The following is a 24,774-nucleotide window of genomic DNA, read 5'->3' as shown; positions in this document are numbered from 1 at the left end:
GCTGGTTGTCTCTGAGAAACCCTTTATGATCGCTATGTTTAGGTATGGTGCGGTATACCTAAAAACACAGCCCGCAAGATTGTACCTGCGGGCTGTGTTTTTAGATTCTGTTGTCCAGAGAATCTGCCTGGGCTTCCAGCTCATCGATGCGGGCAGCCAGACGATCCGCCTGGTCTCTCAGGCGAAGAACCAGCGCCTCCTGGGTGCTGTCACCCGCGGGCCCCTCTGTCAGCCGGGCCAGATCATCCTCCAGATTGTCCAGCTGTACCTGAAGGGTACTGATCTGCCGCTCCAAGACCCGCAGCATCTCACTGTTGTCTTGTTCCTCCTCCAGAATGGAAAAGCCGGTGGATGCCTCCAGCAGTTCGGTTTCATCCGCGTCATCCAGTTCAAAGTTGTGGTTCCAAGGTCCATTCATATTGGCTACGTCCTTCCGGTCAGAATTTATTTGATAAGCTCGACGGCATTCTTGGTTTAGTTCTATTGTAGCAGAGAGCTGTGATCATGAACAGACAGACAAAAATAAAAAATTTTTTTGCCTGGTATAAAACCAGAGGTCATGCCGGTGGCTCTTACTATTGACATCGCGAGATGGACCGAATGACAGGAGGAAAGAAAATGAAAAAGAGAGTGGTTATGATTCTGATGGCGCTGAGCATTGCCTGTACGGCGACAGCCTGTTCTTCCGGTGAGGATCGGGTTATGGAATGGTGTGAAGAGTCCTTTTCCCAGACAGAAGACCAATGGTATCAGGACGCTGAAGAGATTATGGCGGAAGAGGAGCATCTGGACGGCCTGCTGGAGACTGGCCCTGTGGACATAGATCAGCTGCCTTCCATCCTGGAGCCTATCCCTGGATATTACCCCTATGTAATCCGCTTCTATAATCAAGAAGGAGAACTGGCGCGGGATTTGGTACCTGGCTTTTTGGTGGACGGCAGTCGCTATACCATTCAGAACGCGATAAAAGAGGATATCATTACAGGCGTAGCAGCTTATACGGAGGATGGGTATCCCTGCAAGGTTAGTGAACTGGCAGAAGTGGTAGATTGGGAAACCGGAGCCCACCAGGTGACTTGGAGTGCTGTATATGTATTTTATGTGAAGGAAGGTCTGGATGTTGAGATTGTGCCCTACGCGAGTGAGGATCTGCTTATGGCAGGTAGCCTGACCAGCTTTACTATGTATTGGGGAAGAGCAATGCAGGAGAAATTTGGATACGGATGGACTTATCAGGTCTGTGCTCTGGAGCCTGAGATGGGAAGTAGTTTGGATGGTACGGTAGGCGTGATCGAGGATCATATGGACTGGATACAGGGGCCAAGTTCTATCGATGGAGTTATCCACTACTACTGTTATTTGACGAGAGAGAACTTTGAAACCGTAGAAATGGGTGGCTGGTAAACTGTACCACCCCGTAAAAAACGCCTGTGGCCTCTTGGCCACAGGCGTTCAGCCTGTCGAAAAAGTCCAGCAAAAGCTGGGCTTTTTCATTTAGATGAGATAAGATAGAGGTGGAGGTGAGGGAGATGCTGGAACGTGGAAAAAAAGATCGTGATGTAATAGAGATTGTAGGAATAGACAGCCTGGTACCGAAAGATCACCTGCTTCGGAAAATAGATCAGGCAGTGGATTTCGACCGTATATACGAAATGGTGAAGCCGTTGTATAGCGAGGACAACGGCAGACCAAGCGTAGACCCCGTGGTGCTGATCAAAATGGTACTGATCCAGCATCTGTACGGATTGCCGTCCCTTCGGCGGACGGCAGAAGAAGTAGGCTTAAATGTAGCATACCGCTGGTTTTTGGGGTATACATTACAAGAGGAAACGCCCCACTATTCCACGGTGAGCTATAACTTCCGGCACCGTTTTACCGAGGAGACCGTAGACCAGGTATTCCACTGGATTCTGGAGGAAGCGGCGGAAGCGGGCTACCTTTCTCCTAAGGCGGTATTTATTGACGGCACACACATCAAAGCCAGCGCGAACACCAAGAAGAAGGTCAAGGTCCAGATCCCGGTGGTATCCAGGCACTATGCCAAGGAACTGATGGAAGAGGTAAACGCAGACCGGGAGATCCATGGCAAGAAACCCTTTGACGATGATGACGAGCCACCGGCTCCGGCAAAGAAGCCCAGAGACAATACCTCCAAGAAGAAGCTGGCCCGGCGGAAGAAGGAGAAGCTGCGTACGGTGACCCGGAGCGTAACCGATCCAGACAGTGGCTTGTTTGTAAAGGGAGACCACAAGCGGCAGTTTGCCTATGAAGCCCACACCGCCTGTGACGAGCATGGATTCGTTCTGGAGACAGTAATTACCCCTGGAAATGTACATGACAGTGTGGCATTTGATGAAGTCTATGACCGTGTGACAGCGGATTTCCCGGAAGTGGAGACGATCGTTGCCGATTCCGCCTATAAGACCCCGCATATCTGCAAAAAGGTGTTTGAAGACGGATGTGTGCTGTCCACCGCTTATAAGCGGCCTCAGACCATGAAGGGCGGTCACGAGTGGTGGAAGTATGTGTATGACGAGTACTATGACTGCGTGCTCTGCCCGGAGTACCAGGCGTTGGCCTACCATACCACCAACCGGGATGGCTACCGGGAATACAGGAGTGATCCCAGCATCTGCGTCAACTGCCCCACCCGCCATCTGTGCACCCATTCCAAAGACTGCGTAAAAAAAGTACAGCGACACATCTGGAGAGACTATGAGGAGTTGGCGGACGACGCACGCTATACACCAAAATACCGGCAACTCTACAAGCGGCGTAAGGAAACCATTGAACGGGTCTTTGCCGACGCCAAGGAAAAACACGCTATGCGTTATACCCAGTACAGAGGCTTGGCCCAAGTGTCCAACTGGGTGAAGCTTAAATTTGCTGCCATGAATCTGAAAAAACTGGCCAAGTGGTTGTGGAAGGAGAAGCTTTCTCCATTCACGCTTGTACTTCTTTGGCCTCTATATGCCAGAAACCCGGCTTATGCTTCATGCATAAACCGGGTTTCTCGACAGGCTGAAAGGTGCCCTCCTATGGAGGGCACCTTTTTGGTTTATCCGCGCAGGTAGGCCAGAATATCGGCGGCGTTGGTGTCCGGCTTCACCTTGGGCATCACCTTTTCGATGACGCCGTCGGGGCTGATAACGAAGGTGGAGCGGACCACCCCCATGGACACCTTGCCGTAGTTCTTCTTCTCCTGCCATACACCGTAGGCCTGAATGGCGGTCAGCTCCGGGTCGGACAGCAGGATGAAGGGCAGCTCGTGCTTCTGGGCGAATTTCTGGTGAGAGGCCACCGAGTCCTTGCTGATGCCGATGACTACCGTATCCAGAGTCTGGAACTCATCGTAGGCGGCAGCGTAGCCACAGGCCTGCCGGGTGCAGCCGGGGGTGTTGTCCCGGGGGTAGAAATAGACCACCACCCGCTTGCCTCTAAACTGAGACAGGGTGACAGGGTTGCCCTCCTTGTCGGGGAGGGTGAAGTCGGGGGCGACGGTACCCACTTCCAGCATATCAGGGTTCCTCCTTCAGGAAAACGTAGTGTTGGGGATCGGAATGGGCGGGGGAGAAGGTGTAGCCCAGCCGGTCAAAATCTCGCAGCTCCTCCGCCTGTTGGACATGATGCTCCGCCATCCAGCGGACCATCTCTCCCCGGGCCATCTTGCACATGGTGCCCTTCTCCACCACCTTGCCGTTCTTCTTCTCCCCGAAGGTGCAGGTGAGGAAGGCGACGGCGGGGGGCAGGTGGGGGGAGACAGCTTTGCTGTACTCCTTGGAGGCCAGATTGACCACCAGATCGGTCTGGGCGGCCAGGGTCTCTGCCAGCTTGCTCCCCCAGAAGGCGTACAGGTCCTTGTGTCCGTCCACCTTCAGGGGGGCGGCCATCTCCAGCCGGTAGGGGGTCACCCCATCGAAGGGGCGCAGTAGCCCGTAGAAGCCGGAGAGGATGCGCAGGTGTTCCTTCACATAGTCCAGCTGCTCCCGATCAAAGACGCCGGGGGCCATATACTGGTACTGGATGCCCTCGTAGGACAGCAGGGCGGGGGTGAGGCGGCCCTCCAGGTCCATATGGGCCAGCCGCTCCAGGTTGAGGGCGGCGATGGAGTCGTTGCACTTCCACAGCTTTTGCAGGGCGGGGCCGTCCATGGCCTTCAGCGCCGCCAGCAGCCGCCCGGTCTCGGGCAGAAAGGCGGGCAGGCCCTCGGGGGCAAAGCTGTCGGTGTCCACCCGCATTTTCTTGGCGGGGGAGATGATGATGCGCATGGATTCCTCCCGGCTCAGGCCATTTTCTCCTTGATGTGGGACAGACGGTCCAGGGCCTCCAGCAGGGTCTCATCCTTCTTGGCGAAGTGGAGGCGGACGATGTTGGGCACGTCCTCCATGAAGAAGGAGGTGCCGGGTACGGCGGCCACGCCCACCTTCTGGGTCAGCTCCTCACAGAACTCCACGTCGGTCTGGCCCTTCTTCAGGTAGGGACCGATGTCGGCCAGCACGAAGTAGGTGCCCTGGGGATCGGTGTAGGGGATGCCGATGTTGTCCAGCCCCTTGGTGAAGAGCTCCTTCATGTGGGCGTAGTGGGCCCCGAACTCCTCATAGTAGCTGTCGGGCATCTCCAGACCAGCGATGGCGGCCTCCATCAGGGGAGAGGGGGTGCCCACGGCATTGAAGTCGTGGTACTGCTTGATCTTGTCCATCAGGTGCTTGGGGGCGATGGCGTAGCCCAGCCGCCAGCCGGTGATGGAGTAGGTCTTGGACAGGGAAGAGCAGGACACGGTGCGTTCCCACATACCGGGGATGGAGTTCATATAGGTGTGCTTGTGGGGGGCGTAGACGATGTGCTCGTATACTTCATCCATAATGGCGTACACATCGTACTTGATGCACAGGTCCGCGATGAGCTTCAGCTCCTCCTCGGTGAACACCTTGCCGCTGGGGTTGGAGGGGTTGCAGATGAGGATGGCCTTGGGGTGCTGCTTGAAGGCGTCCTCCAGTACGTTGGCGTCGAAGCCGAAGGCGGGGGGCACCAGAGGCACATAGATAGGCTCACAGTCGGCAAAGAGGGCCTGGGCGTGGTAGTTCTCAAAATAGGGGGAGAAGAGGATGATTTTGTCCCCGGGGTTGGTGAGGGCAAAAATGGTATCCACCATGGCCTCGGTGGAGCCGATGGTCACTACCATCTCAGTCTCCGGGTCCAGGGTGCGGCCCATGAAGCGGCCGCACTTCTTGGCCAGAGCCTGGCGGAAGTTGGGGGCGCCCATGGTGATGGGGTACTGGTGGGGGCCGGCATGGGCCACCTCAGCCAGCCGGTCCAGCAGCGCCTTGGGCGGGTCGAAGTCAGGGAAGCCCTGGGCCAGATTGATGGCGTTGTTGGCAATGGCGATGCGGGTCATCCGGCGAATGACGGAGTCGGTGAAATACTGGGTTTTCTTGCTCAACGGCTGCATAACAGTTCAACCTCGCTTTTCTCGTTAATGGACGCCCAGCGCCTCGCCCCGGGCGGGGGGCATGGCGTTGGCCTGGAGCAGGCTGGCCAGCCCCACGGCGTCGGCCACACGGAAGATCATGCAGGCCTGGCCGTCCACCTGGCCAAAGACCGAGTAGACGTACTCCACATCAATGGATTCCTTAGCCAGCAGGGACAGAATACGGCCCAGGCCGCCGGGCTCGTCGGGTACCAACACTGCTACAACCGGGGTCATGGAGACGATGAAGCCGTGTTCCAGCAGCAGGGAGGCGGCCTGCTGGGGCTGATCCACGATCATGCGCAGCACGCCGTAATCGCTGGTTTCGGCGATGTGGAGGGCCCGCATATTGATCTGATGTTCGGACAGAATGGCGGTGATCTCCGCCAGCTGCCCCGCCCGGTTTTCCAGAAAGACAGAAATCTGTTGGATGGTCATAACCTTGCTCCTCTCTTAGATCTTCCGCTTGTCGATGACGCGGACCGCCTTGCCCTCGGAGCGCTGGATGGACTTGGGGGCCACCAGACGGACCTTGGCGTAGATGCCCAGCATGGCCTTGAGAGCGGCCACAACCTGCTTCTCCTTTTCGGCCACCTGGCTCAGCTGGTCGGAGAACATCTCCGGGGTCATCTCCACCAGCACCTCCATGGTGTCGGTGTTGTTCACCCGGTCCACGATGATCTGATAGTTGGGGGCGAAGCTCTGGCCCATGAGTACCGTCTCGATCTGGGACGGGAACACGTTGACGCCCTTGATGATGAGCATATCGTCGCTGCGGCCCATGGGCTTGCTCATCTTGATGTGGGTGCGGCCGCAGGGGCAGTCCTCATGGTGAAGCACACAGATGTCCCGGGTGCGGTAGCGCAGCAGGGGGAAGGCCTCCTTGGTGATGGAGGTGAACACCAGCTCGCCCTTGGACCCCTCGGGAAGGACCTCCCCGGTCTCGGGATCGATGATCTCGGCGATGAAGTGGTCCTCGTTGATGTGCATTCCGCTCTGGGCGGAGCACTCAAAGGCCACGCCGGGGCCGGACAGCTCGGTGAGGCCGTAGATGTCATAGGCCTTGATGCCCAGGGTTTCCTCGATGTTCTGCCGCATCTCCTGGCTCCAGGCCTCGGCGCCGAAGATACCCGCCTTCAGGGGAATCTGGTCGGGGGTGAGGCCCATCTCCTTCATGCTCTCAGCCAGATAGGCGGCATAGGAAGGGGTGCAGCACAGAATGGTGGCGTTCAGGTCCCGGATGAACATGATCTGCCGCTCGGTGTTGCCCGAGGAGGTGGGAATGGTAAGGCAGCCCACCTTGTGGGAGCCGCCGTTGAGGCCGGGACCGCCGGTGAACAGGCCATATCCGTAGCTCACCTGACACACGTCCTCGTTGGTGCCGCCGGCGGCCGTAATGGCGCGGGCGCAGCAGTCCTCCCACAGGTCGATGTCGTGCTGGGTGTAGAAGGCCACCACCCGCTTGCCGGTGGTGCCGGAAGTGGACTGGATGCGGACGCAGTCCTTCAAAGGCCGGGCCACCAGGCCGTAGGGATAGGCCTCCCGCAGGTCGGCCTTGGTGACGAAGGGCAGCTTGTGCAGATCGTCCACACCCTTGATGTCCTCGGGGGTCAGGCCCTTCTCCTCCATCTTCTTGCGGTAGTAGGGGACGTTGTCCCATACGTTGCGCACCTGCTTGACCAGACGCTCATCCTGCCAGGCGCGGATCTGCTCCCAGCTGGCGCACTCAATGTCTTTCTGATAGTAACGCTCCATGCTTCTCTCTCCTCGCGGCTCAGGAATTTCTGCCCAGGTGGAAGGCTTTGCGGTTGAGTTCCAGGAATTTTTCCGGTACGCTGCGGGTCAGAGCCTGCTGCCAGGCCTCCTCCGGCAGGTCAAAGTACCGGGACAGACGGCCCATGAGCACCAGGTTCACCGCCTTGGGAGAACCGGCCTCCTCGGCCAGAGCCAGGGCGTCCATGGCGTCCACCAGCACCCCGGCCTCCTTCATCTGGCCCACCAGGTCCTGGGGATAGGCGGCGGCGCCGGTGATAACAGGCATGGGGTTGATCTGCTGGGTGTTGGTGATGATATGCCCGCCGCTCTTGAGAAAGGCGGTGTAGCGGGCGGCCTCCAGCAGCTCAAAGGAGACGATGAAATCGGCCTCCCCCTGGTCGATGATGGGGGAGTATACCTTGTCGCCGAAGCGGACATAGGTAACCACGCTGCCGCCCCGCTGGCTCATACCGTGGACCTCGGATACCTTCACGTCATAGCCCTGGTCCAGCAGCAGACGGCCCAGCAGCTTGCTGGCCAGCAGGGAACCCTGGCCGCCCACGCCTACGATCATAATATTTTTCGTATCCATGTTCACACCTCCTCACCCGTCTGGAGGGCGTCAAACTTACACAGCTGCTGGCACACGCCGCAGCCCACGCACAGGGTGGCGTCCACCCCGGCCTTGCCGTCCGTCACCGAAATGGCGGGGCATCCGATCTTCATGCAGGCCTTGCAGCCCACGCATTTGCCAGTGTCTACCGTCAGGGGCGCCTTGTGCTTGACGTATTTCAGCAGGGCGCAGGGACGGCGGGAGATAACCACCGATGCCTCGGGGGCGGCCAGCTCCTCCTTGATGACCTGCTCGCACTGGCTCAGGTCGTAGGGGTCCACCACCCGCACCCGGCGGATACCCACGGCCTTGCACAGGGACTCCAGGTCGATCTTGGTGCAGGGGTCTCCCTTCAGGTTGAAGCCGGTGGTGGGGTTCTGTTGATGGCCGGTCATGCCGGTGATGGAGTTGTCCAGAATGATAACGGTGGCGTTGGACTCGTTGTAGGCGATGTTGACCAGGCCGGTGATGCCCGAGTGCATGAAGGTGGAGTCGCCGATGACCGCCACCGTCTTGCCGTCCATCTGGCCGCCGGAGGCCTTCAGGAAGCCGTGGATGCCGGACACCGAGGCCCCCATGCAGATGGTGGAGTCAATGGCGGACAGGGGAGCCACCGCGCCCAGAGTATAGCAGCCGATGTCGCCCAGCACGGTGAGCTTCATCTTGTTGAGGGTGTAAAACAGACCACGGTGGGGGCAGCCGGCGCACATGACGGGGGGACGGTTGGGGATGTCGGTCTCCAGGGTTTTGCCCGCCTCAGGTTCGGTACCCAGCTTGGCGGCCACCTTATTTTGGCTGAGCTCGTCGATGAGGGAGAAGGAGGCCTTGCCCTCTACATCCAGGCCCAGCTCCCGGCACCAGGTCTCCAGGAAGCCGTCCAGCTCCTCCACCACCACCAGCTTGTCCACGCCGGCGGCGAAGTCCCGGATTAGCTTGGAGGGCAGGGGCCACACCATGCCCAGCTTGAGGACGGGGTACTTGTCTCCCACCACTTCCTTTACATACTGGTAGCTGGTAGAGGAGGTGAGGATACCCATGCTGTGGTCGGTGCCTGCCTCGACCCGGTTGAAGGGGCAGCTCTCCGCCCAGTCGGCCAGGGCCTGGGTGCGCTGCTCCACCACCGGGTGGCGCAGCTTGGCATAGCCGGGCATCATGATGTACTTGGCGGGGGTCTTCTCGTAGGGCCGGGCGGGAGGCTCTACCCGCTCTCCGGTCTCCACCACGCTCTGGGAGTGGGACACACGGGTGCACATCTTGAGGAGCACCGGGGTATCGAACTGCTCGGACAGCTCATAGGCCGCCTTGGTGAAGGCCAGAGCCTCGGCGGAGTCGGCGGGCTCCAGCATGGGCAGCTTGGCCGAGCGGGCGTAGTGGCGGGAGTCCTGCTCGTTCTGAGAGGAGTGCATCCCGGCGTCGTCGGCCACAGCGATAATCATACCGGCGTTGACGCCGGTATAGGCGATGGTGAACAGGGGATCGGCGGCCACGTTGAGGCCAACGTGCTTCATACCGCAGAAGGACCGCTTGCCCGCCAGACAGGCGCCGAAGGCGGTCTCCATGGCCACCTTCTCGTTGGGGGCCCATTCGGCGTACACCTCGGGGAACTTGGCTACTGCCTCGGTGATTTCGGTGCTGGGGGTGCCTGGGTAGCTGGAGACAACGGCGCAGCCTGCCTCATAGAGGCCCCGGGCCACGGCTTCGTTGCCGAGCATCAGGGTTTTCATGGTGCATTTCTCCTTTTCCAGAGGCTATCGGAAAATAAAAAACGTCCTCTGCATCGGATGCAGAGGACGACGATTTTCCGGCGAAACGGCCTCTACCTGGTTCCGTTCTCGCAAATTTGAACGGTATTACTTTATCACTTTTTGTCGGTAAAGTCAAATCTTTTTTACAGGACCTTCCTCTGCCAGATCGTCCCTGGGACCGATGGAGTCGGTGACTGCCACGGTGACGGTGCGCTCATAGCAGGAGAAGATCTCCTTCACCCGGCCGGAGCCGGGGGCGGGGGTAAACAGGCTGACCACCGGTACGATGATCAGGCCTGCCAGCATACAGAAGGCGCCGCAGTTGATGGGGGACTGAAGTACCGGCGGGAACCAGGCCCCGGCGAAGATGTTGGCCAGCATGACCACGGTAGAGAAGAGGAAACATACGGCGCAGGCGGCCTTGGTGGTGCGCTTCCAGTACAGTCCGTAGAGGAAGGGAGCCAGGAAGGCCCCGGCCAGTGCGCCCCAGGACACGCCCATAAGCTGGGCAATGAAGGTCAGGTTGGACCGGTACTGAACAATGGCCAGTACCACGGAAATGGCGATGAACACCACCACCAGGGCCCGCATCCAGCGGACCTGCCGCTTCTCATCCATGTCCTTGATGAGGTTGTCCTTGATGAAGTCCAGGGTGAGGGTGGAGCTGGAGGCCAGCACCAGGGAGGACAGGGTGGACATGGAGGCGGAGAGCACCAGAATGACCACCACCGCAATGAGGATGGAGGGCAGACCGGAGAGCATGGCGGGGATGATGGAGTCGTAGCCTTGAGCGGCCACCGTCTCCGGGGTGGAGAAGAGCCGCCCGAAGCCACCCAGGAAGTAGCAGCCTCCCGCCACCACCAGGGCAAAGGCCGTAGAGATCACAGTGCCCTTGGTGATGGCCGACTCGCTTTTAATGGCGTAGAACTTCTGCACCATCTGGGGCAGGCCCCAGGTGCCCAGGCTGGTGAGCACCACCACGCCCATGAGGCTGGGCAGGTCGGGGCCGAAGAAGGAGGCGAACACGCCGGGGGTATCGGACACGGCAGGGTCGCTGACCCGGGCCAGGGCGTCCAGGGCTCCGGTGAGACCGCCCTGGGTGTTGAGCACCGCAGCGATGACGGCGATGATACCGAAGATCATGATAATGCCCTGGATGAAGTCGTTGATGGCGGTGGCCATATAGCCTCCGGCGATGACATATACCCCGGTGAGCACCGCCATTACTACCACGCACACGGCGTAGTCGATGTCGAAGGCCATGGCGAAGAGCCGGGACAGGCCGTTGTACAGGCTGGCGGTGTAGGGGATGAGGAAGATAAAGATGATGACGGAGGCGGTGATCTTCAGCCTGCTGCTGTCAAAGCGGCGGCCGAAGAACTCGGGCATAGTGGCGCTGTCCAGGTGCTGGGTCATAATGCGGGTGCGGCGGCCCAGCACCACCCAGGCCAGCAGGGAGCCCAGAAAGGCGTTGCCCAAGCCTGCCCAGGTGGCGGCGATGCCGAAGCGCCAGCCGAACTGGCCGGCGTAGCCCACAAAGACCACGGCGGAGAAGTAGCTGGTGCCATAGGCGAAGGCGGTGAGCCAGGGGCCCACCGACCGGCCTCCCAGCACGAAGCCGTTGACGTTGGTGGTGTGGCGGCGGCAGTACAGCCCGATGCCCACCATGACGGCGAAAAACAGGACAACTAGAGATACTTTGATGAGCATATCGGTCACAGGGGAACACTCCTTGCTGCCCGGCGGACTGGATCAGTTGGAGATCTGTGCCTCCACCAGACGGCCGTGGCAGTATTTCTCACGCAGCACCGGCTTTTCGATCTTGCCGGTGGGGTTGCGGGGTACATGGTCGAAGATGATCTTCCGGGGCCGCTTGTACCGGGGCAGCTCCTGACAGAATGCGTTGATCTCCTCTTCGGTGCAGGAGACACCCTCCTTCACCTCCACAATGGCGGCGGCGATCTCGCCCAGCCGGGGATCGGGCAGGCCGATAACCGCCACGTCCTTCAGCTTGTCGAACTTCCGCAGGAAGTCCTCGATCTGCACCGGGTACAGGTTCTCGCCGCCGGAGATGACCACGTCTTTCTTCCGGTCCACCAGATAGATAAAGCCGTCCTCATCCACCTCGGCCATGTCGCCGGTGTACAGCCAGTCGCCCTTAAGGACCTCGGCGGTGGCCTCCGGGTTTTTGTAGTAGCACTGCATCACGCCGGGGCCGCAGACGATAAGCTCGCCCACCTGGCCCTGGGGCACCTCCACACCGTGCTCGTCCACCACCTTGGCGGCCCACAGATAGCCCGGCTTGCCGATGGCGCCCACCTTGTCGATGTTCTCCACCCCCAGATGGACGCAGCCGGGACCGATGGACTCGGACAGACCGTAGTTGGTGTCGTACTGGTGGTGGGGGAAGAACTTCTTCCACCGGTGGATCAGGCTGGGCGGTACCGGCTGAGCGCCGATGTGCATGAGCCGCCACTGGTCCAGCAGGTAGTCGTCCAGATTGACCCGGCCGCTGTCGATGGCATCCAGGATGTCCTGGGCCCAGGGTACCAGCAGCCACACGATGGTACACTTTTCCTCGGTGACCGTTCGGAGGATCCACTCCGGGGACACCCCTCGCAGCAATACCGCCTTGCCGCCGCTGGCCAGGGAGCCGAACCAGTGCATCTTGGCGCCGGTGTGGTACAGGGGCGGAATGCACAGGAATACGTCCTCATGGGTCTGGCCGTGGTGGTGCTGCTCGGTGAGGCAGGAGGAGAGCAGGGCCTTGTGATTATGTAGAATGGCCTTGGGGAAGCCGGTGGTACCCGAGGAGAAGTAGATGGCCGCCAGATCGCTCAGCTCCAGATGGACCGGAGGGGGCTCAATGGTGCAGTACATGACAAGCTCCCGATAACTTTCAGCGAAGGCGGGGGTGTGGTTGCCCACATAGAACCACTGGCGCACCCGGCCCAGGTCGGGAAGGATGGGCTCCAGCCGGTCGATGAACTCAGGGCCGAACACCAGCGCCTCCACATCGGCCAGATCCAGGCAGTAGCGGATCTCGTCGGAGGAATAGCGGAAGTTCATGGGGACGGCCAGACAGCCCGCCTTCAGGATGCCGAAATACACCGGCAGCCACTCCAGGCAGTTCATCAGCAGGATACCTACCTTGGTGCCCCGCTTCAGTCCCCGGCTGAGCAGCAGGTTGGCAAAGCGGTTGGCCTTCTTGTCAAACTGGCCCCAGGTGATCTCCCGGCGGTAGGGCTCGTCGGGACGGTTGCGCTCGATGAGGCTGAACTCCCGCCAGGTGGTGGCCTTGTCCCGCTCCTCCGAGGGGTTGATCTCCACCAGGGCGGGCTCGTCCCGGTACAGCCGGGCGTTGCGCTCCAGAAAGTCTGTGATAACCATGACAGCTGACTCCTTTGCGCCTCCCGGTTCCGCACAGCGGGGGAGGGGAGGCGGATGTTTTTCCAACTGGAAATTGTATCGTTGTGTATTTTACTGCTTTAAAGCGAAAAAGTCAAGAGGGAACAGGACAGTTTGCTCCGGTTGAAAAAGAGGGGCGGCTATGTTATATTGTGAGGGAAATCAAATCCAGGCCCCACCTGGAGGTGGGGAGAAAGGAGCATGAGTATGTCTCAGTTTTTGGATGGGATCGGCAAGCGGCTGTCCGATGCAGGGCAGGGAGTGGCCAAGCACACCAAGAACTTTACGGAGGTGACCCGGCTCAACGGAGCCATTGCCGAGCAGGAGCGGCAGGCAGCAGCCCTGCTGCGGGAGCTGGGGCAGGCCTGCTATGACCGGCACCAGAACGACCCGGACTATGAATATGCCGCTCAAATTGAAGGAATCCGGGCCGCCTATGCCCAGATTGCCCAGTATCAGGCCCAGATCCGCCAGATCAAGGGCATTCGCATCTGCCCGGAGTGCGGGGCAGAGGTGGGACCGGATTCCGCCTTCTGCGGCGGCTGCGGTGCCAAGATGGAGCCGCCTGCCGCCGAAAGCGGACGGGTATGTCCCAAGTGCGGCAGCCCGGTAGATGGGGACAGCCTGTTCTGCGCCACCTGTGGGACACGGCTGGAGTAATGCCGCCGGACCGGTGATCAAAGAGAGAGGTGAGTCTGATGCGGAATGCGGTGATTTCCCGGGACGAGATCCTGGAGGCCAGCCGCCTGATGCTTCAGGAGAAGGGGTGGTCAGCCATCCATATGCGCTCGGTAGCGGTACGCTGTGGCGTGTCCGTGGGATCGCTGTACAACTATTTTCCCTCCAAGACAGAGCTGGTGGCGGCCACGGTGGAGAGCGTATGGCAGGAACTTTTCCATGTACCGGAGGATCTGACGGGGGAGGAGCGTTTTTGCAAGGTAATCCAGTGGCTGCATGACAGTATACAGGAGGGAAACCGCCGTTATCAGGGATTTCTGACCCTCCATGCCATGGGCTTTACCACCGGGGAAGGCAAGGTGGAGGGCCGCCGGATGATGGAACGGGTTCAGGGCCAGCTGCGGGAGTCCCTGTGCCGGATGCTCCGGGAGGACGGACAGGTCAACCAGTCGGTATTTGACAGCCGCCTGACCCCGGAAGGATTTGTAGAGCTGGTATTTTCCATGCTGATTACCGCCCTGCTGCGGGGGGAGGAGGATTGCGAACCCCTGCTGGCGGTGGTCCGCCGGGTACTCTATTAAAGAAAAAAGCCGGATGGCCATGCCATCCGGCTTTTTTGTGCAAATCAGTTGACAAACAGGGAAGCGCGCTTTTTGAAGTAGACGTTGTTAAGTGCAATCATCAATACGGAGAGTACAAGTCCCAATACATACGAACCTGCAAGCGAAGAGGAAAAGAAGATGTCGCCAGCCAACGCGGCTGTCAAAATCAGACGGGCAGCTGAATGTGCGGTGCTAATACTTAAAAATATAAGCAAGTAGGAAGGGGCATCTTTCCGAAACTGAACCAATTTTTGCCGGACAAAAATGGCCATTACACCCAGCGCGATCATAACAATTCCGCTAAGCAAATCAACGATCCGCAATTCACCGAAGAAGAGATAAATTAACTCCGACTCTTCTCCATAAGCTTTTCCGGCTATTAAAAGGATACCGGAAATCACACCACCCACACAAGATGCAAACAGCGAAAAATAAATTAAAAATTTATACCATTTCATGGGATAACCGTTGAAAGCGGAGACGCTGCTGGGGCTCTGGTAGCCGCCGTTGGGACGGTAGCCGCCGACAGGCGGGGGCGTAGTGGGAGTGTAGTTGGGATAACTGCCGGGCTGGCTGGGGGGTGTTTGCTGGGTAGGGGGAGTCTGCTGGTAGGAGGAAGCCCCAGCCTGGGGCGGTGTTTCCTGCGCGGAATTCAACTGGTTTCCACAGCCTGGACAAAACAGACTGCCGTCTGCGATCTGACGACCGCAATACTTACAGAACATGATATGACCTCCTGCTCTCTCTCTTAGTCCTCCCGATGGGAGTATCCTTATTTTAAACACTTTGACGAATTTTGTAAATAGCTAGAAGAAGATTTGCAGAAAGACCGTGCCGGAAGAATGTGCGTTGCCACAGGCGAGCGGGTGCGGTATAATAAAAAATAACTCTGTACCAAGAGAGAACAACCTTCTGAATGAAGGGTGAAGAGAAGGCAGGAGAAGAGACACCATGGCCAACATTATTGAGATCACCGACTATTCCGATCCTCAGCTGGACTGCTACGCCCGGCTTACCGAGGCCCAGCTGCGCAACCGGCTGGAGCCGGAGAAGGGCATCTTCATCGCCGAGAGCCCCAAGGTGATCCTGCGGGCCCTGGACGCCGGGTATGAGCCCCTGTCTCTGCTGATGGAGCGCAAGAAGATCGACGGGCCCGCCAAAGAGGTGGTGGCCCGGTGCGGTGACCTGCCCCTCTACACCGCCGACCGGGAAGTGTTGGAGGGTCTCACCGGCTATGAGGTGACCCGGGGTGTGCTGTGCGCCATGCGGCGGCCGGTGCTGCCCACAGTGGAGGAGCTGTGCGCAGGTGCCCGGCGGGTGGCGGTGCTGGAGGGTATTGTGGATTCCACCAACGTGGGGGCCATCTTCCGTTCCGCTGCCGCCCTCCACATGGACGCGGTGCTGGTTACCCCTACCTGCTGCGACCCCCTGTACCGCCGGGCGGCCCGTGTGAGTATGGGCACCGTATTCCAGATCCCCTGGACCCGCATCGGGGACGACCCCTCCCAGTGGCCCAAGCCGGGGCTGAGCCGCCTGAATGCTCTGGGCTTTAAGACAGTGGCCATGGCCCTCAGCGATACTGCCATCAGCATTGAGGACCCACGCCTGCGGCAGGAGGACAAGCTGGCCATCGTGCTGGGTACCGAGGGGGACGGCCTGTCGGATCACACCATCGCCGCCTGCGACTACACCGTGTGCATCCCCATGTCCCACGGGGTGGACTCCCTCAACGTGGCGGCGGCCAGTGCCGTAGCGTTCTGGGAGCTGCGGGCCCGGTAAGAATCAAAAACGCCTGTGACGCTTGTCACAGGCGTTTTTTCAGGCCCTGAGGGTCCGGTAGGTGGACCGGATGAGTACGACTGCAATGAGAAAGGTCAGCAGGTCAGATACCGGCATGGAGTAGAGCACGCCGTCCAAGCCGAAAAAGCGGGGAAGCAGCAGGGCGAAGCCCACGCCGAATACCACCTCACGGATCATGGAGAGGGCAGTGGAGGCCAGGGCCTTGCCCAGGGACTGGAGGTAGATGAAGGTGCCCTTGTTGACGCAGGCCAGGATCATCATGCACAGGTAGATGCGGAAGGACTTAACGGCAAAATCGGTGTAATAGCTGCTCTCATTGGCGGCACCGAAGATGGCGATGAGCTGAGTGGGGAGGAGCTCCACAATGAGCAGGGCTACCGCGCCTACTGCCGCCTCGGCCAGCAGCAGGTGGGTAAAGAGGTTCCTGGCCCGGTCCTTCCGCCCGGCGCCGATGTTGTAGCCCACAATGGGGATGCACCCGGCGGCAAGCCCCACGGCGATGGAGATGACGATCTGGAAGAACTTCATGACGATACCAACCACTGCCATGGGGATCTGGGCGTACTGGGTCTGGCCGAAGATGGGGTCCAGGGCACCGTATTGCCGGATCATGTTGTTAATAGCAGCCATGGCTGCCACCAGAGAGATCTGGGACAGCAGGCTGCATACCCCCAGGGAGAGAAACTTTGCGATGACGTTCCACTGGAGGGCGAAGCAGCTTCGGTTCAGGGATACCGCCTTCATATGGCACAGATACCACACGGCCAGAGCGGCGGTGAGGATCTGGCCCAGTACGGTAGCCACGGCGGCTCCCATCATGCCCCACTGAAAGCCGAAGATGAACACCGGGTCCAGGATCAGGTTGACCACCGCTCCCGCCAGGGTGGAGGCCATGGCAAACCGGGGGCTGCCGTCGGAGCGGATGATGGGGTTCATGGCCTGACCGAACAGATAGAAGGGTACGCCCAGGGTGATGTAGAAGAAATACTCCCTGGAGTGGAGGAAGGTCTCCTCGTTGACCCGCCCGCCGAACATGGTGAGGATAGGGTCCTGGAAGAGAAGGTAGAGGGCGGTGAGGATCAGACCGGCGGCCAGGCTGAGCACCACGGCGTTGCCGACGCTGCTGCCCGCCCGCTTGTGCTCGCCGGCCCCCAGGCAGATGCTGACCAGAGCACAGCAGCCGTCGCCGATGAGCACGGCGATGGCCAGGGCTACCACCGTCAGGGGAAACACCACCGTGTTGGCGGCGTTACCGTAGGAGCCCAGATAGGACGCGTTGGCGATGAAGATCTGGTCCACGATGTTGTACAGGGCCGCTACCAGCAAGGATATGACGCAGGGCACGGCGTACCGGGCCATCAAAGACCCGATGGAGTCGGTGACCAGGAAGGAATTGGAGCGCTGTTCCTGTTCCATTTCAAATGACCTCCCAACAAAAGAAAGTGTGTGGCCAGTGCTGGATTTACGCCGTTGGCCACACGCTTTTCTTAATTCAGATAATCGCCCACCGGGCTTTGATTGTACTGCTTTATAATCTTCAGCAGGATGGAGCCGTCGGGCAGCGTATTCTCCTCCAAAATCTTATATTGGGTGCCGTTCCGCTCCAACTGCCTTTTGTAGTAGGCTACTTCCTGACGGACCGACTCTACCGCAAAGTTGTGTTCCACGCCTTCTTTCAGCTGAAAGTGCAGGGTCTGGCAAACACACGCCGCTTTGATCCGTTTCATATAAGTTCCGCCCATTCAGTGTATAAAAGAAACAACGTGCAGATATCAACCGGATTTACGCCGATGATAGCTACACGTTGTATTTTTATTATAACTTATGGGATGGGGACATTCAAAGGTGGTTTTCCACAAAAATAGCGCCCTGAATTTTGGACGGTCAATCATCAATCTGACCATAGTCTCCAGACGGCAGCCGGTGGCCCTCCAGGGTGAACTGGCCCATGCCCAGGGCGGTTGGGAGAGAGAAGGGCTTTACCGTGCCGTCGTCAAAGCGGACGGTGATCCGGTCCCCCTCCCGGGTGGTGAGCAGGCCGGGACCATAGCGGGCGTGGCGCACCCGGGCGCCGGGGATGTAGTCCTTGGCGGCGGCGGCCAGTTGGGCGGACAGCACCGCCGGGTCGGGACTTTTGCGGACAGGGGACTTCTTCTTCTGGAACTGCTGATCGGGGAAGAGGAAGGAGGAAAAGCTGGAGGCCAGCTCCGGCTTGCGGAAGCGCATGACCCACAGCTCCCGGCGGGCCCGGGTCATGCCCACATAGAAGAGCCGCCGCTCCTCCTCCCGCTGATTGATTTCCTCCTCGGTCTCGTCCTCCTTGGGTGTGGGAGGCAGCTTGGGCAGCAGACCGTCGGCCACGTCCATCAAAATCACCCGGTCGTACTCCAGCCCCTTGCTGGAGTGGATGGTAGACAGAATGAAGGGACAGTCCGGGTGGGCTGAGCCCCGGCGTACCACCTCCTCCAATTCATCCAGCCGCTGAAGCAGTCCGGCGGGGGTGGGCTCGTTGGCCCCCAGAGCCTCCAGAATGGGCAGCTTGCTGTTGTCTGCCCCCCGGTCTTCCAGGTAGGCCCCGTAACCCATGAAGTGGACGATGCGGTATACCGCCTTGTCTGCCCGCTCCTCCAGCAGGTTATTCATGTGAGTCTGAAGAGCTTTACACTGCTTGCGGCTCCAGGGAGAGAGGGTGGAGCAGCCCGCCAGATATTCCAGCAGGGTCTCCCCGGTGGGGGAACACTGGCTGACTGCCTCCTGGGCGGCGGCACGGCTGATGCCCGCCCCCAGCTTGTAATATAGGTCCAGGAACAGCTCTCCGTTCCAGGGGTTCTGGGCCAGTCGGATGATGTTGGTCACATCCCGCACCACCCGGTGGGTGAAAAAGCCGCTGTCCACCTGGCGGCAGCGATAGGGGGTACCGGAGCGCTCCAGCAGGTCCATGAGGGGGAGGGCGCTGTCGTTGTCCCGGTAGAGCACCGCCGTCTCCTGATCGCAGTTCTCCGCCACCTTGGCCAGATACTGATACTGCCGCTGCCGGTCGTACACCTCTACCTGCCGGATGGCCGGGCCGTCCCCTCCGGCGGCGTGCATGGTCTTGGGGCGGCGCTGGGTGTTGAGCCGGATGAATTTGTCCGCCGCCGCCACGATCTGGCGGGTGGAGCGGTAATTCTGCTCCAGCAGCAGCACCTGAGCACCTGGATAGGTGTTCTCAAAGGCGTGGAGAGCCTGGGGACAGGCGGCCCGGAAGCCATAGATGCTCTGGTCCTCGTCCCCCACCATGAAGAGCTGTACCTGATTCCCCGCCAGCAGGCGGATGATGGCGTGCTGGATTTGGGAGGTATCCTGTGCCTCATCCACACACAGGTAGGGGTAGCGGCGCTGCCACTCCTGAAGGATTTGAGGGTAGCGGCGCAGAATTTGATACGCATAGCCCAGCTGATCGTCGTAGTCCATGAGCCGCCGCTGCCGCAGAGCTTGGTTGTAGGCCTTATAGACAGCGGGAAATTCCACCCCCTCCACCTCAACGTCGTTCAGATCGATCTGGCCGGGAAGATGGTTTTTTACATAGGTGATGGCAGTTTGAATGGCCTTGATGGTGGCCTCCGGGGCGTATTCCTGGGTGAGATTACGGCAGATCTCCCCGATGAGGGCGGCCTGCCGCCCGGTGTCCTCCAGCAGATCGAAGGCCTTCTGGTCCACCAGCTGCTCGCACCGGCGGATGATGGAGGAACATACCCCGTTGATGGTGCGGAAGGACAGCCGTTCCGCCAGCTCGGGGCCAAAGAAGGAGGCAAAGCGCTGGCGCATATCCCGGGCGGCGGAGACGGTGTAAGTCATGGTGAGGATGGACCGAGGGTCCACACCCAGGCCCAGCACCAGATAGCCGATGCGGCTCACCAGTACGGTGGTTTTGCCGCTGCCGGGCACCGCCAGCAGCAGCACTGGGCCGTCCACAGCCTGAACGGCGGCCTCCTGCTGCTTATCCAGGCACAGACCGTAGGCTTTTTTGAATTGGGCAAAGGTCATACTTGTTTCTCCTGTGGCAGATGAAGGATTCCCACGAAAAATGGCCGCCATTGGCGGCCATTTTTTCAGAATGACAGGGGATAGGGGGCACTTAGGGCTGGGAGAGCCCGCCGTTGCCCAGAGCGTGCTCCTTGATCTTCTGGAAGGTCTCGTCGCTGAGGTCGTGCTCCACCTTGCAGTATGCAGTATAAAGGGTATTATAGAATAATGTCGCTTAAACATTATTCTAGTATTGCGCAGTGTGACATTATCAATTATCGATCAGTATGACAATTACGCTACCGCCTCCTCCGCCAAGTGCTGCGATCAGACCCACTATGGAAAGGATGGAAAATAGTTCAGAGTTACTTATGCTTAATATAGTAAAGAAAAAAGCAAGAGCCATTACAAGGATAAACCCAACGATAAGCATCAGAATAGGTAAAAAAATAGCAGTTGCAATAATTGATCCAATGCTATTATCATCGTTGATGATTGAAGCAAATAACAGTCCAAATACGGCACCTAAACCGGCGCCTAGGGTTACACAAAAGAATATATCGTCAGGCTTACTAATATAAGGAGATAGAAAAACAGTAGCCATGATGAGCCCAACTACTACACAGTATAAATAACCTAAAGCTAAAGGTGGGCATTTCACTAACATAATTATTGCCACAATAGCGGTAATGGCTAAAACAATAATCATTATTTGCATAAAACGCCTCCTTAACAACCATGATAAAATGATACTAACATCAGGAAATTGACGCACAAAATAGTTTATAAAAACGAGTTTGCTGCGAAATCTGCTCAATGATAATATTTAAAACCAATGCATATGACTTGTTAAATGCACTTCTCTTGTATGGAAAGTTAAAAATGAATGATGTGGCTTTCATACAATAGATAAATATTTAAAATGGCAAGATAACAGTGGTACAGTTACAGCTGGGAGACCCCGCCCTTGCCCAGGGCGTGCTCCTTGATCTTCTGGAAGGTCTCGTCGCTGAGATCGTGCTCCACCTTGCAGGCGTCGGCGGCGGCCACCTCGGGGCTGACACCCAGGAAGGTAAAAAACTGGGTGAGCAACTGGTGGCGCTCGTAGATCCGCCTGGCGATCTCCTCCCCGGCGGGGAGGAGGGAAATGAGCCCGTCCTTGTCCATCTCGATATAGCCGCTCTCCCGCAGCTTCTTCATAGCCACGCTGACGCTGGGCTTGGAGAAGTGAAGTTCATTGGCGATGTCGATGGAGCGAACCGTACCGTGCCGCTGGCGGAGACTGAGGATGGCTTCCAGGTAGTTTTCGGAGGATTCGTAGATATTCATGACAGATTCCTTCCCATCCATACTATTTCTATAAGATTAGCACAGAACGGGCCCTTTGGCAAGGTGGATCAGATCCCTGCGCCGCCGTTCCATCTCCAGTCCCGAATCTCGGGCATATCCTGGCCGTGGGCGGTAATGTACTGCCGGTGTTCCACCAGCTTGTCCTTCATCAGCTGGATGAGGAAGGCGCCACGGTTACCCAGCTGGGGCAGCCGCTTGACGGTGTCGATAACCAGGTCGAAGCGGTCGATGTTGTTCTGCACCCGCATATCAAAGGGGGTGGTGAGGCCGCCCTCTTCCTTATAGCCCCGGACGTGAAGGTTCTTGTTGTGCCGCCGGTAGGTCAGCTCATGGACCAGGGAGGCGTAGCCGTGGAAGGCAAAGATAATGGGCTTGTCGGTGGTGAAGAGCACGTCGTAGTCCTCGTCGGTGAGGCCGTGGGGGTGCTCGGTGTGGGGCTGCAGCTTCATCAGGTCCACCACGTTGACCACCCGCACCTTCAGCTCGGGCAGATAGCGCCGCAGGATGGTGACGGCAGCCAGGGTCTCCAGTGTGGGCGTCTCGCCGCAGCAGGCCAGCACTGCGTCAGGCTCGGCCCCCTGGTCGTTGGAGGCCCACTGCCAGATGCCAATGCCGTGGGTGCAGTGCTTGATGGCCTCATCCATGGTGAGCCACTGGGGCCGGGGGTGCTTGGAGGTCACCAGCACATTGATGTAGTTGCGGCTCTTGATACAGTGGTCGAAGCAGGACAGCAGGCAGTTGGCATCGGGGGGCAGGTAGAGCCGCACCACGTCCGCCTTCTTGTTGGCCACATGGTCCAGGAAACCGGGGTCCTGGTGGGTGAAGCCGTTCTGATCCTGCTGCCACACGTTGGAGGACAGCACATAGTTGAGGGAGGCGATGTCCTGCCGCCAGGGCAGGGGACCGGCCACCTTGAGCCACTTGGCATACTGGCTCACCATGGAGTCCACGATGCGGATAAAGGCCTCATAGCTGTTGAGGAAACCGTGACGGCCGGTGAGCAGATAGCCCTCCAGCCAGCCCTGGCACATATGCTCGGACAGCATCCCGTCCAGGATGCGCCCGCTGGGGGACAGTCCCTCATCGGAGGGCAGCCGGTCGGCATTCCACCGGCGGTCACTGGCCTCCAGGGCGGCCCACAGCTTGTTGCTCATGGTTTCGTCCGGGGAGAAGATACGGAAGTTTTTGGCCTTCTGGTTCAGCTTGAGCACGTCCTTGACGTACTTGCCCAGCTCGGCCATGTCCTCGGCCTCCGCCTCGCCGGGGGCAGGGACGGCCACCGCGTATTTGGAGAAATCGGGGGTGCGCAGGTCACGCAGCAGCAGACCGCCGTTGGCGTGGGGGTTGGAGCCCATTCGCCGTTCTCCCTGGGGAGCCATAGCCCGCAGAGCAGGGATGGGTGCCCCCGCTTCGTCAAAGAGTTCCTCCGGATGATAGGAGCGCAGCCACTCCTCCAGAAGCGGCAAGCGCTCCGGGTGGGCATCGTCCACCGCCAGAGGCAGCTGGTGGACCCGGCTGGTGCCCTCCAGGGCTACCCCATCCGCCTCTTTGGGACAGGTCCAGCCCTTGGGAGAACGAAACACCACCATGGGCCAACGGGGACGCTCGGTTTCCCCGAAGGAACGGGCGCTCTCCTGGATGCGCTGGATCTCACGCACTGCCCAATCCAGGGCGGCCGCCATCTTCTGGTGCATTTGGGCCGGGTCGTCCCCCTCCACGAAACGGGGGGTCCAGCCGCAGCCCTTGAAGAAGTCCTCCACCTCCTCGGCGGAGATACGGGCGAAGAGGGAGGGGGTGGCGTTCTTGTAGCCGTTGAGGTGCAGAATGGGGAGCACCGCCCCGTCTCCCACCGGGTCCAGGAACTTGTTGCCGTGCCAGGCGGCAGCCAGAGGGGCGGTCTCGGCCTCGCCGTCGCCCACCACGCAGGCGGCGATCAGGTCCGGGTTGTCCATGACGGCGCCAAAGGCGTGGGCCAGAGAGTAACCCAGCTCGCCGCCCTCGTTGATGGAGCCGGGGGTGTCTGGGGCACAGTGGCTGCCCACGCCGCCAGGGAAGGAGAACTGCTGGAAGAGCTTGCGCATTCCCTCCTCATCCTGGCTTACGTTGGGGTAGACTTCGCTGTAGGTGCCCTCCAGATAGGTCTGGGCCAGTACGGCGGAACCACCGTGGCCGGGGCCGCAGACGTAGATCATATTCAGGTCGTATTTGGTGATGACCCGGTTGAGGTGAGTATAGATAAAGTTCTGGCCTGGTACCGTGCCCCAGTGTCCCACCGGGGTGTGCTTCAGATGCTCCGGCTTCAGAGGAGTACGAAGCAGGGGATTGTCCCGCAGATAGAGCTGGCCGGCGGCCAGGTAATTGGAGGCCCGCCACCAGGCGTCCAGTTTCCGCAGAGCCTCAGGGCTGAGCGGACCTTTTTTGGACATACGGGCCGATGTTTTGACTGTAACTTTGGTGCGGGGTCCGGAGGATTTTGCCAAAGGGATGCACTCCTTCCACAAAAAACAGACTGACGCCGCCGGACAACAGAAGGGGCTGTTGCAGCAGACTGCAACAGCCCCCATGCCCGCGCGGCGGGGTTTTTATTTCTCGTCCAGGGGCAGGGGCGCGGGGGGCGCAAATTGATCCGCGCAGTCCTGAGCCAGCTTGCGCAGGTGCTCGTCCTGACTGCTGAAGTTGGAGGACAGCTGCTCCAGCATCTGGTGCAGCTTGTCCAGCTCCTGACCGGTGCGGGAGATGGCCCCGTCCATATCCGAGCGCAGCAGGTCATAGCCTGCCTGCACCTTATGGAGCCACTGAGTGACCTCGGTGTGGGCCCGACGGACCTTTTCCTCCGCCTCCTGTTGCACCTCCTGAGCCCGGCAGTGGGCCTCGAGTTCGATGCCGGCGGTGCGGTCCTTTACCTGCTGGTAGGCGGCGGCGTCGCGCTCGGCCTGAGCCAGGCGGGCATTGGCGTCAGTCAGCTGGGCGGCGGTCTGCTCGGCCTCTCCACGGACCTGAGTCAGCTGGGCCCGCAGCGCGTCCGCTTCTTTGCGTGCCTCATCCAGCTGGGCAGTCAGGGCCTCCTTTTCTTTGGCCAGCGTCTCAGCCTGCTCTTTGGCCTGCCCGGCCTGCGCCGCCAGCTCCTCCTTTTCGGCCGCCAGCTCATCCCGCTCCCGCTGAAGCTGGGCCAGCTTTTCCAAGTGGGTCTGGTTGGAGGATTCAATATAACTCAGCACATCCTGCTTCTGGAAACCGCCGAAGGTGGCGGTACGAAACTGAAGCTCTGTGGCGCTCATAGGGGACACCTCATTTCCACAAATTCATGCCTATTTTAACACAGTTTTCTCCATAACACAATCCGCTCTTTTC

At 59.3% G+C, this 24,774-nt stretch carries 23 protein-coding genes; 5 read left to right on the top strand and 18 right to left on the bottom strand.

Annotated features, from left to right (window positions below; genetic code table 11):
- Positions 1-100: 100 nt before the first annotated feature.
- Complete coding sequence (locus tag B5G06_RS00480; protein ID WP_087187154.1) at positions 101-418, bottom strand: hypothetical protein; 318 nt, start codon at positions 416-418, stop codon at positions 101-103.
- 200 nt (positions 419-618) lie between these two features.
- Here B5G06_RS00480 and B5G06_RS00475 point away from each other — a divergent pair, with 200 nt between their 5' ends.
- On the top strand, positions 619-1,404 hold the full coding sequence (locus B5G06_RS00475; protein ID WP_087187153.1) for a hypothetical protein: 786 nt from the start codon (positions 619-621) through the stop codon (positions 1,402-1,404).
- 125 nt (positions 1,405-1,529) lie between these two features.
- Positions 1,530-3,074 carry an IS1182 family transposase gene (locus B5G06_RS00470; protein ID WP_087187152.1) on the top strand — a complete coding sequence of 515 codons (1,545 nt, stop codon included), beginning with the start codon at positions 1,530-1,532 and terminating at the stop codon, positions 3,072-3,074.
- Here B5G06_RS00470 and bcp read toward each other — a convergent pair.
- The 9 genes from bcp to B5G06_RS00425 form a co-directional block, all read right to left on the bottom strand.
- On the bottom strand, positions 3,059-3,517 hold the full coding sequence (bcp, locus tag B5G06_RS00465) for a thioredoxin-dependent thiol peroxidase (protein WP_087187151.1): 459 nt from the start codon (positions 3,515-3,517) through the stop codon (positions 3,059-3,061). The two genes, B5G06_RS00470 and bcp, sit on opposite strands and share 16 nt — an antisense overlap.
- Before the next feature lies 1 nt (position 3,518).
- Positions 3,519-4,268: a peroxide stress protein YaaA gene (yaaA, locus tag B5G06_RS00460; RefSeq protein ID WP_087187150.1), complete on the bottom strand. Its 750-nt coding sequence runs from the start codon at positions 4,266-4,268 to the stop codon at positions 3,519-3,521.
- 14 nt (positions 4,269-4,282) lie between these two features.
- Entirely contained in the window at positions 4,283-5,449 is a 1,167-nt protein-coding gene (locus tag B5G06_RS00455; protein ID WP_087187149.1) for a pyridoxal phosphate-dependent aminotransferase, read from the bottom strand.
- Positions 5,450-5,473: 24 nt separating this feature from the next.
- Entirely contained in the window at positions 5,474-5,905 is a 432-nt protein-coding gene (locus B5G06_RS00450; RefSeq protein ID WP_087187148.1) for an ACT domain-containing protein, read from the bottom strand.
- Positions 5,906-5,920: 15 nt separating this feature from the next.
- The gene (locus B5G06_RS00445; RefSeq protein ID WP_087187147.1) at positions 5,921-7,222 is read right to left on the bottom strand and encodes a phenylacetate--CoA ligase family protein; all 1,302 of its coding nucleotides are present in this window, start codon (positions 7,220-7,222) and stop codon (positions 5,921-5,923) included.
- A gap of 19 nt (positions 7,223-7,241) precedes the next feature.
- A complete protein-coding gene (locus B5G06_RS00440; protein WP_087187146.1) occupies positions 7,242-7,814 on the bottom strand; it encodes an indolepyruvate oxidoreductase subunit beta in 573 nt (190 codons plus the stop codon).
- A gap of 2 nt (positions 7,815-7,816) precedes the next feature.
- On the bottom strand, positions 7,817-9,559 hold the full coding sequence (gene iorA / locus B5G06_RS00435) for an indolepyruvate ferredoxin oxidoreductase subunit alpha (protein ID WP_087187145.1): 1,743 nt from the start codon (positions 9,557-9,559) through the stop codon (positions 7,817-7,819).
- Between the two features lie 153 nt (positions 9,560-9,712).
- Positions 9,713-11,290, bottom strand: a complete 1,578-nt coding sequence (locus B5G06_RS00430; protein ID WP_087187207.1) for a sodium:solute symporter family protein — start codon at positions 11,288-11,290, stop codon at positions 9,713-9,715.
- A gap of 42 nt (positions 11,291-11,332) precedes the next feature.
- Entirely contained in the window at positions 11,333-12,970 is a 1,638-nt protein-coding gene (locus tag B5G06_RS00425; protein ID WP_087187144.1) for a class I adenylate-forming enzyme family protein, read from the bottom strand.
- 225 nt (positions 12,971-13,195) lie between these two features.
- Here B5G06_RS00425 and B5G06_RS00420 point away from each other — a divergent pair, with 225 nt between their 5' ends.
- Both B5G06_RS00420 and B5G06_RS00415 read left to right on the top strand, forming a co-directional pair.
- A complete protein-coding gene (locus B5G06_RS00420; RefSeq protein WP_158094642.1) occupies positions 13,196-13,648 on the top strand; it encodes a zinc ribbon domain-containing protein in 453 nt (150 codons plus the stop codon).
- A gap of 38 nt (positions 13,649-13,686) precedes the next feature.
- The gene (locus tag B5G06_RS00415) at positions 13,687-14,247 is read left to right on the top strand and encodes a TetR/AcrR family transcriptional regulator (RefSeq protein ID WP_087187142.1); all 561 of its coding nucleotides are present in this window, start codon (positions 13,687-13,689) and stop codon (positions 14,245-14,247) included.
- Positions 14,248-14,291: 44 nt separating this feature from the next.
- On the opposite strand, the gene B5G06_RS00410 is transcribed toward B5G06_RS00415, so the two are convergent.
- Complete coding sequence (locus B5G06_RS00410) at positions 14,292-14,993, bottom strand: zinc ribbon domain-containing protein (protein WP_087187141.1); 702 nt, start codon at positions 14,991-14,993, stop codon at positions 14,292-14,294.
- A gap of 226 nt (positions 14,994-15,219) precedes the next feature.
- On the opposite strand from B5G06_RS00410, the gene B5G06_RS00405 reads away from it, so the two are divergent.
- Complete coding sequence (locus tag B5G06_RS00405; protein ID WP_087187140.1) at positions 15,220-16,047, top strand: TrmH family RNA methyltransferase; 828 nt, start codon at positions 15,220-15,222, stop codon at positions 16,045-16,047.
- A gap of 39 nt (positions 16,048-16,086) precedes the next feature.
- On the opposite strand, the gene B5G06_RS00400 is transcribed toward B5G06_RS00405, so the two are convergent.
- The 7 genes from B5G06_RS00400 to B5G06_RS00370 form a co-directional block, all read right to left on the bottom strand.
- Positions 16,087-17,484 (bottom strand): MATE family efflux transporter, encoded by a 1,398-nt coding sequence (locus B5G06_RS00400; protein WP_087187139.1) that lies wholly within the window; start codon positions 17,482-17,484, stop codon positions 16,087-16,089.
- A gap of 71 nt (positions 17,485-17,555) precedes the next feature.
- Complete coding sequence (locus B5G06_RS00395; protein ID WP_087187138.1) at positions 17,556-17,795, bottom strand: hypothetical protein; 240 nt, start codon at positions 17,793-17,795, stop codon at positions 17,556-17,558.
- A gap of 157 nt (positions 17,796-17,952) precedes the next feature.
- On the bottom strand, positions 17,953-20,094 hold the full coding sequence (locus B5G06_RS00390; protein WP_087187137.1) for an ATP-dependent helicase: 2,142 nt from the start codon (positions 20,092-20,094) through the stop codon (positions 17,953-17,955).
- A gap of 250 nt (positions 20,095-20,344) precedes the next feature.
- Positions 20,345-20,791 carry a hypothetical protein gene (locus B5G06_RS00385; RefSeq protein WP_087187136.1) on the bottom strand — a complete coding sequence of 149 codons (447 nt, stop codon included), beginning with the start codon at positions 20,789-20,791 and terminating at the stop codon, positions 20,345-20,347.
- Between the two features lie 227 nt (positions 20,792-21,018).
- Positions 21,019-21,402, bottom strand: coding sequence for a metal-dependent transcriptional regulator (locus B5G06_RS00380; RefSeq protein ID WP_087187135.1), 384 nt, complete (start codon positions 21,400-21,402; stop codon positions 21,019-21,021).
- 68 nt (positions 21,403-21,470) lie between these two features.
- Positions 21,471-23,849, bottom strand: a complete 2,379-nt coding sequence (locus B5G06_RS00375) for a phosphoketolase family protein (protein WP_204220703.1) — start codon at positions 23,847-23,849, stop codon at positions 21,471-21,473.
- A 156-nt stretch (positions 23,850-24,005) separates the two neighbouring features.
- Complete coding sequence (locus B5G06_RS00370; protein ID WP_087187133.1) at positions 24,006-24,701, bottom strand: hypothetical protein; 696 nt, start codon at positions 24,699-24,701, stop codon at positions 24,006-24,008.
- Positions 24,702-24,774: the final 73 nt, after the last annotated feature.

It is taken from the genome of Flavonifractor sp. An52, from assembly GCF_002159385.1.
Lineage (GTDB): Bacteria > Bacillota > Clostridia > Oscillospirales > Oscillospiraceae > Flavonifractor > Flavonifractor avicola.
The sequence above is the reverse complement of the archived record's forward strand: the minus strand, read 5'-3'. Positions and strand labels throughout refer to the sequence as shown.